Origin of the sequence: Streptomyces sp. NPDC127190 (genome assembly GCF_042672505.1) — a bacterium.
Taxonomy (GTDB): domain Bacteria; phylum Actinomycetota; class Actinomycetes; order Streptomycetales; family Streptomycetaceae; genus Streptomyces.
Map to the genome: position 1 here is coordinate 101550 of NZ_JBHXVE010000026.1, position 14002 is coordinate 115551.

14 protein-coding genes are annotated in these 14002 nt (G+C 73.0%); 7 read left to right on the forward strand and 7 right to left on the reverse strand.

Annotation, left to right across the window (positions count from 1 at the left end):
- Positions 1-13 precede the first annotated feature (13 nt).
- Positions 14-1315 (reverse strand): serine-threonine protein kinase, encoded by a 1302-nt coding sequence (locus tag ACFVIU_RS31155; protein WP_385846590.1) that lies wholly within the window; start codon positions 1313-1315, stop codon positions 14-16.
- 83 nt (positions 1316-1398) lie between these two features.
- Entirely contained in the window at positions 1399-2622 is a 1224-nt protein-coding gene (locus ACFVIU_RS31160) for an exo-beta-N-acetylmuramidase NamZ domain-containing protein (protein ID WP_385846591.1), read from the reverse strand.
- Between the two features lie 161 nt (positions 2623-2783).
- Here ACFVIU_RS31160 and ACFVIU_RS31165 point away from each other — a divergent pair, with 161 nt between their 5' ends.
- Genes ACFVIU_RS31165 through ACFVIU_RS31175 form a run of 3 tightly spaced genes read left to right on the forward strand, consistent with a single transcriptional unit; the run spans position 2784 to position 5841 of the window.
- Positions 2784-3557 carry an SDR family oxidoreductase gene (locus ACFVIU_RS31165; protein WP_385846592.1) on the forward strand — a complete coding sequence of 258 codons (774 nt, stop codon included), beginning with the start codon at positions 2784-2786 and terminating at the stop codon, positions 3555-3557.
- Positions 3554-5221, forward strand: coding sequence for a class I adenylate-forming enzyme family protein (locus tag ACFVIU_RS31170; protein ID WP_385846593.1), 1668 nt, complete (start codon positions 3554-3556; stop codon positions 5219-5221). The genes ACFVIU_RS31165 and ACFVIU_RS31170 overlap by 4 nt, the downstream gene beginning before the upstream one ends.
- Before the next feature lie 26 nt (positions 5222-5247).
- Positions 5248-5841, forward strand: a complete 594-nt coding sequence (locus ACFVIU_RS31175; RefSeq protein ID WP_385846594.1) for a TetR/AcrR family transcriptional regulator — start codon at positions 5248-5250, stop codon at positions 5839-5841.
- A 76-nt stretch (positions 5842-5917) separates the two neighbouring features.
- Here the strand turns inward: ACFVIU_RS31175 and ACFVIU_RS31180 are convergent, their stop codons facing one another.
- The 3 genes from ACFVIU_RS31180 to ACFVIU_RS31190 all read right to left on the reverse strand — a co-directional run bounded on the left by ACFVIU_RS31180 (position 5918) and on the right by ACFVIU_RS31190 (position 8630).
- On the reverse strand, positions 5918-7132 hold the full coding sequence (locus ACFVIU_RS31180) for an acyl-CoA dehydrogenase family protein (protein WP_385846595.1): 1215 nt from the start codon (positions 7130-7132) through the stop codon (positions 5918-5920).
- Between the two features lie 6 nt (positions 7133-7138).
- Positions 7139-8161 (reverse strand): phosphotransferase family protein, encoded by a 1023-nt coding sequence (locus ACFVIU_RS31185; protein WP_385846596.1) that lies wholly within the window; start codon positions 8159-8161, stop codon positions 7139-7141.
- A 169-nt stretch (positions 8162-8330) separates the two neighbouring features.
- Entirely contained in the window at positions 8331-8630 is a 300-nt protein-coding gene (locus tag ACFVIU_RS31190; RefSeq protein ID WP_385846597.1) for a hypothetical protein, read from the reverse strand.
- A gap of 114 nt (positions 8631-8744) precedes the next feature.
- Here ACFVIU_RS31190 and ACFVIU_RS31195 point away from each other — a divergent pair, with 114 nt between their 5' ends.
- Positions 8745-9686, forward strand: a complete 942-nt coding sequence (locus tag ACFVIU_RS31195; protein ID WP_385846598.1) for an NADP-dependent oxidoreductase — start codon at positions 8745-8747, stop codon at positions 9684-9686.
- A gap of 18 nt (positions 9687-9704) precedes the next feature.
- On the opposite strand, the gene ACFVIU_RS31200 is transcribed toward ACFVIU_RS31195, so the two are convergent.
- Positions 9705-10220 carry an NUDIX domain-containing protein gene (locus tag ACFVIU_RS31200; protein ID WP_385846599.1) on the reverse strand — a complete coding sequence of 172 codons (516 nt, stop codon included), beginning with the start codon at positions 10218-10220 and terminating at the stop codon, positions 9705-9707.
- Between the two features lie 39 nt (positions 10221-10259).
- Positions 10260-11156, reverse strand: a complete 897-nt coding sequence (locus tag ACFVIU_RS31205; RefSeq protein WP_385846600.1) for a DMT family transporter — start codon at positions 11154-11156, stop codon at positions 10260-10262.
- 295 nt (positions 11157-11451) lie between these two features.
- Between ACFVIU_RS31205 and ACFVIU_RS31210 the strand changes: the two genes are divergently transcribed.
- From ACFVIU_RS31210 to ACFVIU_RS31220, 3 genes are all read left to right on the forward strand, one after another.
- Positions 11452-12426 carry a hypothetical protein gene (locus tag ACFVIU_RS31210; protein ID WP_385846601.1) on the forward strand — a complete coding sequence of 325 codons (975 nt, stop codon included), beginning with the start codon at positions 11452-11454 and terminating at the stop codon, positions 12424-12426.
- Between the two features lie 118 nt (positions 12427-12544).
- The gene (locus ACFVIU_RS31215) at positions 12545-13273 is read left to right on the forward strand and encodes a molybdopterin-dependent oxidoreductase (RefSeq protein WP_385846602.1); all 729 of its coding nucleotides are present in this window, start codon (positions 12545-12547) and stop codon (positions 13271-13273) included.
- Complete coding sequence (locus ACFVIU_RS31220) at positions 13257-13883, forward strand: cytochrome b/b6 domain-containing protein (protein ID WP_385846603.1); 627 nt, start codon at positions 13257-13259, stop codon at positions 13881-13883. The genes ACFVIU_RS31215 and ACFVIU_RS31220 overlap by 17 nt, the downstream gene beginning before the upstream one ends.
- Positions 13884-14002 lie beyond the last annotated feature (119 nt).

A 14002-nucleotide genomic window follows, 5' to 3' on the forward strand; every position in this document is an offset into this window, starting at 1 on the left:
ACCGGGCGGCGGGTCAGGTGATCCGGCCCGCCGCCAGGACCAGCCGCGCCAGTTCGGGGTGCACGATGTCGCTGTGCGCCCCGGACGGCGCGCCGCCGTTGCGGACGACGGCCGCCGCGTCCACGTTCACGCACCCCGAGGCGGGCAGCGGCCCGCGCAGCGCCGCCGCGAGGTCCAGCCGGACGGTGCCCGGCACCGCCTGCACCCCGTCGTGGCCCATCGCACCCCATTCGGGGCCGAGCACCGCCGCGATGTCGGCGCCCAGCACGGAGCGGTCGTCCCCGGACAGCCGGGAGGCCAGCGGGTAGAAGGTGCCGAGCGCCGCGTCGAAGTGCGAGTGGCAGCACACCAGCGGACCGTCGATCCGGCTCTGCCGGTCCTTCAGCGCCCCGGCCGCGTCCGGGTCGTGCGGCAGCCGGGCCGCGAACGCGTAGTGCGAGAAGGCCCCTTGGAGCAGCGTCACGGACTTCACCGTGCGCACCCCGGCGGGCAGCCCGCGCAGCGCGAACGACACCAGCCGCCCGCCGAAGCTGTGCCCGGCGAGATGCACCCGCACCCCCGGGGCCGCACCGGCCAACCGCCCGATCAGCGGCCCGAGCCCGTGCTCGCCGACCGTACCGGCGCGCCCCTTCATCGTGTAGTACGTCATCTGCCGCAGCAGTTCCTTGGCGCCCTCCCACGGGTCGGGCAGGCTGAACTCTTCCCGTGGACCAGTCGAGCCGACCGATCTGAGCGCCTCGGCGAACTGAGCGCACACCGCCGCCGGGTCCTCGGTGAACAGGGCCGGTTCCCCCGCCTCGTCCGTGTCGGCCGCGCCGGGCCGCCCGGTCCCGTCCGCCAGCAGCCGTGCCAGCCGCCCGAACTCGCGCAACCCGGCCTCGCCGTCCGGCCGTTCGTCGAGCATCCGGGCCAGCTGGTCGACCACGCTCGCCCGGCCCGGAAAGGTCTCCAGCAGCGCTCGCCGGGTGTCCTTGTCCAGTGCCGGGCCGGGCGCGGCGGCCGCCTCCGTGGCCGCCACGGTTCTCGGGAAGTCGGGGATCGGCTCGTCGCTGAACCGCATCGACGGCCAGATCACCCCCACGTACCCGATCCGCGCCCCGGGCGCGAGCCCCGGGACCGGGGCGAAGAAGCGGCGGTACAGCGCGGTCGCGCCGGAACGGTCGTTGTTCCAGCCGTGCGCGAAGACGATCAGGTCACGGACGCCGCGCTCCGTGACCTGCGCCAGCAGCCGATCGCGTTCGGGAGGGTCCACGTCCCCGTCCGCGTCGAAGGTCAGCTCCCAGTAGGGAGTCACGCTCATCCCAGGATCCGCCATGCCAGGCTCCCTCGTCCCCCCTGAAACGATGCGTCGCGGACGCATCGTCCTGCGCGGGGGCGAAGTTGGCCATACCCGGCGCCTCACCTGTAGAGGAGATATTCCTTTCGAACCCGCCGGAAGGCGGCCAACTCGTCCTGCCAGGCGCCGGTCACCTCGTCGGTGCCGGCCCCCGCGTCGATCATCGTGCGCACCCGGTCGGAGCCGGTGAGCCGGTCGATCCAGTGGTCCGGCCGCCAGGCGAAGCCGTCCCACACCTTCCGCGCGGTCACCAGCAGCCCGATCCCGGTGCGCACGGGGTCGTAGCCGGCCCGGTCGGTCACATGGATCTGCACCCCGCCGACGGTCTTCCCCTGGAACTTGGAGAACGCGGGCACGAAGTACGCCTCCCGGAACCGCACCCCGGGCAGGTCCAGGGCGTTCGCGGCGGCGGCCCAGCGGCCGTCGAGCCCCTCGGCGCCGAGCAGCTCGAAGGGCCGGGTGGTGCCCCGCCCCTCGGACAGGCTGGTGCCCTCGAACAGACAGGTGCCCGAGTACACGAGCGCCGTGTCCGGGGTCGGCATATTGGGGCTCGGCGGCACCCAGGGCAGCCCGCAGGCGTCGTAGAACTCCTCGCGCCGCCAGCCCGTCATGGTCACCGTCTCCAGTGCGACGGGCGTACCCAGGAACTCCCCGTCGAACAGCCGGGCCAGCTCGGCGACGGTCATCCCGTGCGCCTGCGCGATCGGCTGCCGGCCGACGAAACTGGCGAACTCCCGGTGCAGCACCGGCCCCTCGGCCGTACGCCCGGTCACCGGGTTGGGGCGGTCCAGGACCACGAAGCGCTTGCCCGCCAGCGCGGCCGCCTCCATGCAGTCGTACAGCGTCCAGATGTACGTGTAGAAGCGGGCGCCGACGTCCTGGATGTCGAAGACGACGGTGTCCACACCGGCGGCGGTGAAGATGTCGGCGAGCGCCTGTCCGCTCTTGAGATACGTGTCGTACACCGGCAGGCCGGTCGCCGGGTCGGTGGAGCGGCCCTCGGAGCCGCCCGCCTGCGCGGTGCCCCGGAATCCGTGTTCGGGGCCGAACACCGCGGTCAGCCGGACCCGGGGGTCCTGGTGCATCACGTCGACGATGTGGGTGGTGTCCCTGGTGACGCCGGTGGGGTTGGTGACGACGCCCACGCGCTGCCCGTTCAGCAGCGCGTAGCCGTCGGCCGCGAGCCGTTCGAAGCCGGTCCGCGGCTTGGCCCGGTGTCCGGGGGCCGGGACGGCCGCGAGGCCGGCCGATGCGAGGAGGTTCCTGCGGGACAGGGGGAGCGGCATGGGTGGTCTCCGTCGGGTGCAGGGTGTGGGTCGCCCCTGTGAGGTTGGTGCGGCGACCCTTCCTTTTACACATACCGACTGGTTAGTCTGTCGCTCGCTGAGCCGAGTCGCGTCGTGTCGAAGTCGTCGCAGGCGTGTCGCAGTCGTGTCGAAGGAGACCGATGGTGGAAGCCGTGCAGGATGCCGGAGTGGTCGTCACCGGGGCGGGCGGAGGGATCGGGGCCGCGTTGGCCCGGCGGTTCGCCGCCGCGGGGGCCAGAGTCGTGGTCAACGACCTGGACGCCGGGAAGGCCGAGGCGGTCGCCGAGGAGATCGGCGGGATCGCCCTGCCGGGGGACGCCTCCACGATCGTGGCCGCCGCCCGCGACGCGCTCGGCGGCACGGTGGACGTCTACTGCGCCAACGCCGGTGTCGCCTTCGAGGACGGCGGCGACGGCGGGCCGCTGGACGAGAAGACCTGGGCGCTGTCCTGGGACGTCAACGTCATGGCGCATGTGCGGGCCGCCCATGAGCTGCTGCCGGACTGGCTGGAGCGGGGCCGGGGCCGGTTCGTGGCCACCGTCTCGGCCGCCGGGCTGCTCACCATGATCGGCGCTCCCTCGTACAGCGTCACCAAGCACGGCGCCTACGCCTTCGCCGAGTGGCTGTCGCTGACGTACCGGCACCGGGGCCTGAAGGTGCACGCGATCTGTCCGCAGGGCGTCCGGACCGACATGCTGGTCGCGACCGGCAGCGCCGGAGAGCTGGTGCTCCAGCCGAACGCGATCGAGCCGGAGGCCGTCGCGGACGCCCTGTTCCAGGGCATCGAGGAGGACCGCTTCCTGATCCTGCCGCACCCCGAGGTGGCCGGCTACTACCAGGGCCGGGCCGCCGACCCGGACCGCTGGCTGCGCGGGATGAACCGCGTCCAGCGCAGCTGGGAGGAGGGCCGATGACCACCTCCGGATACGCGGCCCGGCCCTGGCTCGCCCTGCTCACCGAGGCCCAGCGGGCGCCGGTCGACCCCGCCGACTCACTGGTGCACGCCCTGCGCGCCGCAGTCGCCGAGGCCCCCGACCGCACCTTCCTGGCCTACTTCGACGCCCGGCTGAGCTACCGCGAGGTGGACGAGCTGAGCGACGGCGTCGCGGCCCACCTCGCCGCGCGCGGGCTGGAGCGCGGCGACCGGGTGGCCGTCCTGCTCCAGAACTCCCCGCACTTCGTGCTCGCCGTACTGGGCGCCTGGAAGGCCGCGGCCACCGTCGTCCCGGTCAACCCCATGTACAAGGCGGGCGAGGTCGGCCATGTCCTCGCCGACGGCGAGGTGGCCGCGCTGATCTGCTCCGACCGGGCCTGGGAGTCCTACCTCAGGGGCACGGCCGCGCAGTCGCCGGTGCGGATCGTGCTCACCGCGTGCGAACGCGACTTCCAGACCCGCGACGACACCCGCGTGCTGGCCTTCGAGCGGCTGCCCCAGGCGGCCGACGCCGACGACCTGGTCGCGGTGGCCCGGCAGGGCGGCCGGGCGCCCGAGGGCCGGGACCCGCGCCCGGGCGACATCGCCCTGATCAGCTACACCTCGGGCACCAGCGGCACCCCCAAGGGCGCCACCAACACGCACGCCAACATCATGCACAACGCCGAGCGCCAGCGCACCGGCCTGGGGCTGCCCGAGGCACCCGTCTACTACGCCCTCGCCCCCCTCTTCCACATCACCGGCATGGTCTGCCAGTTCGGCGCCTGCCTGGCCGGTGCGGGCACCCTGGTGCTCACCTACCGGTTCGAGCCCGGGGTCGTCCTGGAGGCGTTCGCCGAGCACCGCCCGCACTACACCGTCGGCCCGTCCACGGCGTACATGGCGCTGGCCGCCCACCCGGACGTCACCCGCGAGCACTTCGCCTCCTTCGTCAACATCTCCTCCGGCGGCGCCCCGGTGCCACCGGCCCTGGTGGAGGCGTTCCGGGAGCGGTTCGGGCCGTACATCCGCGTCGGCTACGGCCTCACCGAGTGCACCGCCCCCTGCGCCGCGGTGCCGCCCGGCCTGGAGGCGCCCGTCGACCCCGTCTCCGGGACGCTGTCGGTGGGCCTGCCGGGCGCGGACACCGTCGTACGGATCCTGGACGAGTCGGGCGCGGAGGTGCCCTTCGGCGAGCAGGGCGAGATCGTCGTCCGCGGACCGCAGGTGGTGCCCGGCTACTGGCGGCGCCCGGACGCCACCGCCGAGACCTTCCCGGACGGCGAGCTGCGCACCGGCGACATCGGGTTCATGGACGCCCAGGGCTGGCTGTACGTCGTCGACCGCAAGAAGGACATGATCAACGCGTCCGGCTTCAAGGTGTGGCCCCGCGAGGTCGAGGACGTCCTGTACACCCATCCGGCGGTGCGCGAGGCGGCCGTCGTCGGCGTCCCCGACGGCTACCGCGGCGAGACCGTCAAGGCCTATATCAGCCTGCGCCCGGGCGCGGAGGCGGACCCCGATGAACTCGCGGTGTACTGCAAGGAGAGACTGGCCGCCTACAAATATCCGCGTCAGGTGGAGATCCTGGCCGACCTGCCCAAGACGGCGAGTGGCAAGATCCTCCGTCGGGAACTGCGTTCCCGGACGCCGAAGACCCGATGACCCGAACGGAAAGGCAGGTGGCGGCAGTGCCCAGGACGACGGACGGAGACGGGGTTCCCGTCCCGCAGCGGCTCCTCGCCGCCGCCACCCGGCTCTTCGCCGAGCAGGGCTACGACCGCACCTCCGTGCAGGAGATCGTGGAGGCGGCCGGCGTCACCAAGGGGGCGCTGTACCACTACTTCGGCTCCAAGGACGACCTGCTGCACGAGGTGTACGCGCGTGTGCTGCGCGTCCAGCAGGAGCGGCTGGACCATTTCGCCCGGATGGACGCGCCGGTGGAGAAGCGGCTCCGGGACGCGGCGGCGGACGTGGTCGTCACCACGATCGACAACCTCGACGACGCGATGATCTTCTTCCGCTCCATGCACCATCTGAGCCCGGAGAAGAACAAGCAGGTCCGGGCCGAGCGCCGGCGCTATCACGAACGCTTCCGGGCGCTGATCGAGGAGGGCCAGAAGGAGGGCGTCTTCTCCACCGCGACCCCGGCCGACCTGGTCGTGGACTACCACTTCGGCTCGGTCCACCACCTGTCGACCTGGTACCGCCCGGGCGGCCCGCTCACCCCGCAGCAGGTCGCCGACCACCTCGCCGACCTGCTGCTGCGGGCCCTGCGCCCGTAGGGCGTCCGAGAAAGGCCCTGCCCGGACACGGCTGAGGGGCGGTCCCGCCGACGGGACCGCCCCTCACGCACATCCGCTACAGGTACTTCTTCAGCTCGCGCCGGGCCAGCGACCGCTGGTGCACCTCGTCCGGGCCGTCGGCCAGCATCAGGGTGCGGGCGCTCGCGTACAGCTCGGCCAGCGGGAAGTCCTGGCTCACCCCGCCGGCGCCGTGCAGCTGGATCGCCCGGTCCAGGATGCCGACCACCGCACGCGGCGTGGCGATCTTGATGGCCTGGATCTCGGTGTGGGCGCCCTTGTTGCCGACGGTGTCCATCAGCCAGGCCGTCTTCAGCACCAGCAGCCGCAGCTGCTCCACCGTGACCCGGGCGTCGGCGATCCAGTTCTGCACCACGCCCTGCTGGGCCAGCGCCTTGCCGAACGCGGTACGGGACACCGCCCGCCGGCACATCAGCTCGATGGCCCGTTCCGCCATGCCGATCAGCCGCATGCAGTGGTGGATCCGGCCCGGACCGAGCCGGGCCTGGGCGATGGCGAAGCCGCCGCCCTCCTCGCCGACCAGGTTGGTGACGGGCACGCGCGCGTGGTCGAAGACCACCTCGGCGTGGCCGCCGTGCCAGTGGTCCTCGTACCCGAACACCTGCATGGCGCGCTTGACGGTGACACCGGGCGTGTCGCGCGGGACCAGGACCATGGACTGCTGGCGCCGGATGTCCGCGCCGTCCGGGTCGGTCTTGCCCATCACGATGAAGACCTTGCAGTCCGGGTTCATCGCCCCGGAGATGTACCACTTGCGGCCGGTGATGACGTACTCGTCGCCGTCCCGCTCGATCAGGGTGGTGATGTTGGTGGCGTCCGAGGAGGCCACCTCCGGCTCGGTCATCGCGAACGCCGAGCGGATCTCGCCCGCGAGCAGCGGCTCCAGCCACTGCTTCTTCTGCTCGTCGTTGCCGAACTGGGCCAGCACCTCCATGTTCCCGGTGTCCGGCGCCGCGCAGTTCGTCGCGGTGGGCGCCAGTTGCGGGCAGCGGCCGGTGATCTCGGCGAGCGGCGCGTACTGGAGGTTGGTCAGCCCGGCGCCGTGCTCGGCGTCCGGCAGGAAGAGGTTCCACAGGCCCTGCCGGCGCGCCTCCGCCTTCAGCTCCTCGACCACCGCGGGGGTGTCCCAGGGGGAGGCGAGCGCGGCCCGCTGCTCCTCGGCGACCGCCTCGGCGGGGTAGACGTACTCGTCCATGAAGGCCAGGAGCCTGGCGCGGAGTTCCTCGGTCGTGGCGTCGAACGCGAAGTCCATGGCAGGTCAGCCTTCCTGAAGGGTGGTCAGTCCGTGGTCGATGAAGACGGGTACGAGGTCGCCGATCCGGTCGAAGCCGCGCCCGACCGTCTGGCCCAGCGTGTACCGGTAGTGGATGCCCTCCAGGATCACGGCGAGCTTGAACCAGGCGAACGCCTCGTACCAGGCGACGGCCGAGACGTCCCGGCCCGAGCGCGCCGCGTACCGCTCGATCAGCTCCTCGGGGGACGGGTGCCCCGGGGCCTCGGCGGTCGTGGACACCGGAGAGTCGGCCATGCCGAGCGGACGGCTGTACATCACCAGCAGGCCCAGGTCGGTGAGCGGATCGCCGAGCGTGGACATCTCCCAGTCGAGGATCGCCCTGATCCGGTCGTCGTCGCCGATGAGGACGTTGTCGAGCCGGTAGTCGCCGTGCACGACCGCGGGCGCGGGGGAGGCGGGCAGCCGGCGGCCCAGGGTGGAGTGCAGCTCGTCGATGCCCGGCAGGTCGCGGTTGCGGGAGGCGTCCAGCTGCTTGCCCCAGCGGCGCAGCTGCCGGTCCAGGAACCCCTCCGGACGGCCGAAGTCGGCGAGGCCCACCTCGCCGGGGTCCACCGCGTGCAGCTCCACCAGGGTGTCCACCAGGGACAGCACCGCGTTCCGGGTGCGCTCCGCGCCCAGCGGGGCGAGCTGCTGCGCGGTGCGGTACGGGGTGCCCTCGACGAACTCCATGATGTAGAAGGGCGCGCCGAGCACGTCCTCGTCCTCGCACAGCAGCACCGGCCGCGGCACCGGAACCGTCGTCGGGTGCAGCGCGCTGATCACCCGGTGCTCGCGCTTCATGTCGTGCGCGGTGGCCAGCACATGGCCGAGCGGCGGCCGCCGTACGACCCAGCGCGAGGTGCCGTCCGAGAGGGCGTAGGTGAGGTTCGACCGTCCGCCCTCGATCAGCCGTCCGCTCAGCGGGCCGTCCACCAGACCGGGGCGGTCGCGGTCGAGCAGGGCGCGCAGCCGGTCCAGGTCGAGTCCGGGCGGGTGGTCGGCGCTCATACATCACTCCTACGAACGGGTGAACAGGACGCCCTTCATGATGCCGACCGGTCGGTATGCCGTCCAGTGCGTGGCGCGTCCCGGAAGCGAAAGTGATCGGCGCCACCTTATGCCGACGGCTCCCCGGCGCGCTGCCCGGGGAGCCGTCCGGCCCCTGCCCCTGGTGGGCTCAGTGGTCGTCCCAGTGGCCCTCGTGCTCCGCGTGCCGGTGCCCGTCGTGCAGGTAGTCGACGTGGTCGCCGTGGCGCACAGCGGTGTGCCCGCAGTCCGCGCCGTGCGCGTGGGCGTGTCCCTCGTGCGGGGAGTGCCCGGCCGGTTCGCACTCGTCCCAGTGGCCCTCGTGCTCCCGGTGCAGATGACCGTCGTGCGCATAGTCGAGGTGGTCGCCGTGCGGCACGCCCTCGTGCCCGCACTCCGGGCCGTGCCGGTGCATCCCGTGGTCGGTGTGTTCCTGGTGAAGCGCGGTCATGGCGCCCGCCTTACGGGGTACGGGGGTGTGGCGACGGACAGGCTACGCGCGCGAACGGCGTATATCGGTACATACCGGTTGCGTGGCGTACGAGTACCCCGGAGGGTCGAAGGCATGAAGGCCATCAGCTACAGCCGCTACGGCGGCCTCGATGTACTGGAGTACGGCGAGGTGCGCGACCCGAAGGTCGGCCCCGACCAGGTACTCGTCAAGGTGCGCGCGGCGGCCGTCAACCCCGTCGACTGGAAGTGCCGTGAGGGCTACCTCGACGCGGCGCTGGACGCCGTCTTCCCGGTCATCCCCGGCTGGGACGTCAGCGGCGTCGTCGTCCAGCCCGGCGCCGCCGTCACCGAGTTCGCCGTCGGCGACGAGGTGATCGGCTACGTCCGGGAGGACTTCCTCTCCCGGGGCACGTTCGCCGAGTACGTCGCCGCGCCCGTGCGCACCCTGGCCCGCAAGCCCCGCAACCTCACCTACGAGGAGGCCGCCGGCCTTCCGCTGGCCGGGCTCACCGCCTACCAGGTGCTGGTCAAGGCGCTCCAGGTGCAGCGCGGTGAGACCGTCCTGGTGCACGCGGCGGCCGGCGGCGTCGGCTCCCTGGCCGTGCAGCTCGCCGCCCACTTCGGCGCCCGCGTCATCGGCACGGCCAGCGAACGCAATCACGACTACGTCCGCGGCCTCGGCGGCGAGCCGGTGGCCTACGGCGACGGACTGACCGAGCGGGTGCGCGAGCTGGCCCCGGACGGGGTGGACGCGGTCTTCGACACTGTCGGCGGCGACGCCCTGAAGGCCTCCGCCGAGCTGCTCGCCCCCGAGGGCCGGATCGCCTCGATCGCCGACGCCGAGGTGGTGGGCTACGGCGGCCGCTACTGCTTCGTCCGCCCGGACGCCGAGGACCTGACCCGCCTCACCGAGCTGGCGGAACAGGGCGTCGTGAGCGTGCATGTGCAGGAGACCTTCCCGCTGGAGCGCACGGCCGACGCCCACCGCGTCAACCAGGAGGGCCGCACCCGGGGCAAGATCGTGGTGACGGTCGACTGGGACGACGAGGCCTGACACCGGCCCCCCGGCGCCTCACCGGCCCGCCCGGAACTCCTTCAGCCGCTCGTACGCCGCCAGCCCGTCCGGCACCCACTCCCAGCTGCCGAGCCGCCGCTCCACCTCCTCCTCGGGCAGGAAGTCGTGCCACTGCACCTCCTCCACCTGGGGGTGGACCGGCAGCTCGCAGCGCACCTCGTACACCGCCGACCACCAGCTCTGCCCGTCGCCGTCGTCGTACAGGAACTTGAAGAGGTACTCCGGCCGGGGCAGCCCGGTGACCCCCAGCTCCTCCTCGGCCTCCCGCAGCGCCGCCTCGTCGTAGGACTCGCCCGCGCCCACGACCCCGCCGACGAACATGTCGTACATCGAGGGAAAGACCAGCTTGGTCGCGGTGCGCCGGTGCACGAAGAGCCGGCCGGCGGCGTCCCGGGCCTGGACGAACACACAGCGGTGCCGCAGCCCGCGGGCGTAGACCTCGCCGCGCGGGTACTGGCCGACGACCCGGTCGTGCTCGTCGACGGTGTCGAGGATCTCGTCAGCAGGATTCATACCGGTATCCAACCAGCCCGGCACCCGGGCAAAGGCTCCTCAGCGGCGCTGGAGGTCCCGGGCCGGCGGTTCCGCCTGCGGTGCGCCACAGGGCATCGCCGGGTGGAGGCCGAGCAGGACGATGCCCGCGACGATCGCCGCGAGCCCGGCCGCCTCCCAGGCCAGCGCCCCGGTACCGGTGCGCAGCCGGTCGCCGAGGAAGCCGACCCCGCACAGGATCCCGGCGAGCGGCTCGGCCGCGGTGAGCGCGGGCAGCGACATGCGCAGCGGTGCCGTCTCGAAGGCGCTCTGCACCAGGATCAGCCCGGTGACCCCGCAGGCCAGCACCCCGTACGGCTGCCAGCCGGTGAGCAGCTCGGCGAAGCCGCCCGCGGCGAAGCGGGTGCCGCTCACCCGGGTCAGCGCGTCCTGCACGCCGTACAGCAGCCCGGCGGCGGTGGCCAGCAGCACCGGACCCCAGCTCATCCGGGACCGTTTGGCGTACGTCGTGAGCAGCAGGGCCGCCCCCACCATGGCGCCGATGATCAGCCAGTGGCGCAGCGGATCGGTGACGGCGCTGCCGGAGCGCGGCTCGCCCGCCAGGATGAACGCGCTCACCCCGCCCGCGAGCAGCGCCAGCCCGGCCCAGCCCTGACGGCCCAGCGGCTGTCCGGTCTGCCGGCGGGAGAGCGCGAGCGCGAACAGCAGATTGGTCGCGAGCAGCGGTTCGACCAGGGAGATCTCACCCTCGCCGAGGGCGACCGCGCCGAGCACCATGCCGGCCACCATCAGCGCCAGCCCGCCCAGCCAGCGCGGCACCCGCACCAGGTCGAGCAGCAGCCGGAAGGAGAGGAAGTCGCTGAGCGGGGCCTGCTGTGCGGCGTTCTGCTGGAGGACGAAACCGAAGCCGAGGCAGCAGGCCGCGCTCACGGCGAGAAGGAGAACCAGAACGGACACGCTGCGTACCTCGATCATCCGGCCGGACCACGGACGCGTCGTGGCCGACTGTAGCGCTCCGCGGCCGCATTGCCCCGGAGAGTACCCGGAACCGGGCAGTTCACCCGGTCGTCCGGCCATCGTGCGTGCCTCCGGAGCGGGGCGCCATGGCGCACGCCACACAGGTAGACCAAGTGCCGCCCAAGGCCCGATAGTTGAAGCCAATATCAGTCCGGTTCCGCTTGACGCAAACCTTGGCTGAGGGTTTGCTGTGCGTGATCGGTCGATGGCAGCCCGAACAACAGGAAGTCCCGCGGTGCCTCCACTCCCGCCCCTGCTCGGCGCCGGCCGGGCCCCCACGGACCCGCCCGGCGACCCCGCGCCGGACCCCTCCGGCGCCTACGACGGCGCCCTCGACGACGCCGAACTCCGCTCCGCCCGCGCCGCGTTGGCCCAGGGCCGCCCCCAGGCCGCCCGCTCCCTGCTGCGCCGCACCGGCGACGACTGGGACCGCCGCGGCCACCGCCTCACCGTGCTCGCCGGGGAGCCGTACGCCGCCGCCTGGGCCCGGGACTGGCTGCACGGCGAGCCCGGCTCCGCCGACGCCGCCACCCTGCTCGCCCTCGCCCTGGTCCACCGCGCCCTGCACGGCAAGGAGGACCCCGACCAGGCCCGCGCGGCCTGCGCCACGGCCGCCGCGCTCGCCCCCGCCGACCCCACCCCCTGGCTCGGCCGGCTGCTGCTCGCCCGCACCCTCGGCCCGGAGCGCGAGACGCTCGCCGTCTTCGCCGAGGTGCACCGCCGCCACCCCGAGCACCACCACGGCCACCATCTGCTCCTCGCCCGGCTCGCCGAACATCCGGCAGGCGGCCGCGACGAGTCCCACGAGGTGTACGACCTCGCCGAGCTGGCCGCCGCCCAGGCCCCCGCCGACTCCCCGCTGGCCCTGCTGCCGGTCGTCGCCTACGCCGAGCGCTACCGGGTCCTCGCCGCGGCCGGCCTGGCCCCGGCCGACCCCGCCGCCTCCGGCCACTGGTCCGGCCCGCGCGCCCGGCGCATCCTGCGCGCCTGCTTCGACTGGTGGCTGGAGTGGGAGCACGACGAACACCCCCGCCGCCACATCGACCTCAACCACCTCGCCTTCGCCCTCGACTGCGCCGGCCGCGCCGCCGAGGCCGCGGCCCTCTTCCGGCGCATCGGCCGGCACGCCACCCCGGAACCCTGGGCCTACGCGCACCGCGACCCCCGGGCCGCCTTCCACACCGCCCGCGCCCGCGCGCTCGGGCAGTGAACCGCTCGGGCGGTGAACGCCGGACCGCTGCGGGCCGTACCCAGGAAGTGATGACGGAAGTCTGACGGCCCACCCGATCCCCTGGCCCCCGTACGGCCCCGAGTGCTCGAATGAGAACGTGAACGCTGAACAGCCCGAGGAGCCCGGCGGCAGCCCCGTCGGCCGCCGCGTCTTCCTCGGCACCCTCGGTCTGGGCGCCCTCGGCGTGCTCGCCGCGCCCACGCTCCAACGCGGCCTGGAAGGATTCCTCGGCAGTGTCGCCGGACAGGACCCCACCGGCCTGACCGGACTGCTGCCCAACGGCGGCGGCTTCCGCTACTACTCCGTCGCCGCCTCCGTGCCGCACCGGAGCGCCACCGACTACCGCCTCACCATCGACGGCCTGGTCGACCGCCCCCGCAGCTACACCCTGGCCGAGCTGCGCGCCCTGCCGCAGACCCGGCTGGTCAAGGACGTGCAGTGCGTCACCGGCTGGCGGGTGCCCGGCACCCCCTTCGAGGGCGTCCGCCTCTCCCACCTGCTGGACGCGGCCGGAGTCCGCTCCTCCGCGAAGGCGCTGCGCTTCACCTGCTTCGACGGCACCTACACCGAGAGCCTCACCCTCGACCAGGCCCGCCGCCCGGACATCCTGGTCGCGCTGCGCATGCAGGACAAGGACATCGGCCACGACCACGGCGGCCCCGTCCGGCTCTACGTCGCCCCCATGTACTTCTACAAGTCGGCCAAGTGGCTCTCCGGGATCACGGTCACCGACCGGGTCGAACCCGGCTACTGGGAACACCTCGGCTACGACGTCGACGCCTGGGTCGGCCGCTCGAACGGACGGACCGATGAGCCTACGAGCTGAGACCCCGGCCCCGCCGAGCGCCCGGATCCGCCGCTTCGGCCACGCCCAGCGCTGGGTGCACCGCGCGACCGCCGCGCTGATGGGCGTCTGCGTGCTGACCGCGGCCGTCCTCTACATCCCGCAGCTGGCGATCCTGGTGGGCCGCCGGGAACTCGTCGTACGCATCCACGAGTGCGCGGGCCTCGCCCTGCCGGTCCCGGTCCTGCTCGGCCTGGCCTCCCGTGCCTTCCGTGCCGACCTGCGCCTGCTCAACCGCTTCGGCCCGCACGACCGGGTGTGGCTGCGCGCCGCCCTGGTCCGCGACCGGCGCCACAGCTCACGCCCGGCCGGCAAGTTCAACGCCGGGCAGAAGATCTACGCGTCCTGGATCGCCGGTGCCGCCCTGGTCATGCTCGGCACCGGCCTGATGATGTGGTTCACCCATCTCGCGCCGCTGGTGTGGCGCACCGCGGCCACCTTCGTCCACGACTGGCTGGCCCTGACCATCGGCGTGGTCCTCGCGGGCCACATCGGCATGGCCCTGGGCGATCCGGAGGCACGCAGGGGCCTGCGCACGGGCACGGTGAGCCGGTCCTGGGCCAAGCGGGAACACCCGCTCTGGCGCCCGTGACCGGCCCCTCCTGTCGTACCGCTGCTAGTAGTGCTTCGTTACGTCGGGTGTTCTCGCCTGGTGGTGGGCAGCTTTCCTGCATGAGGTTGAGGGAAGTGGAACGGCTCCGGGGTGAGTTA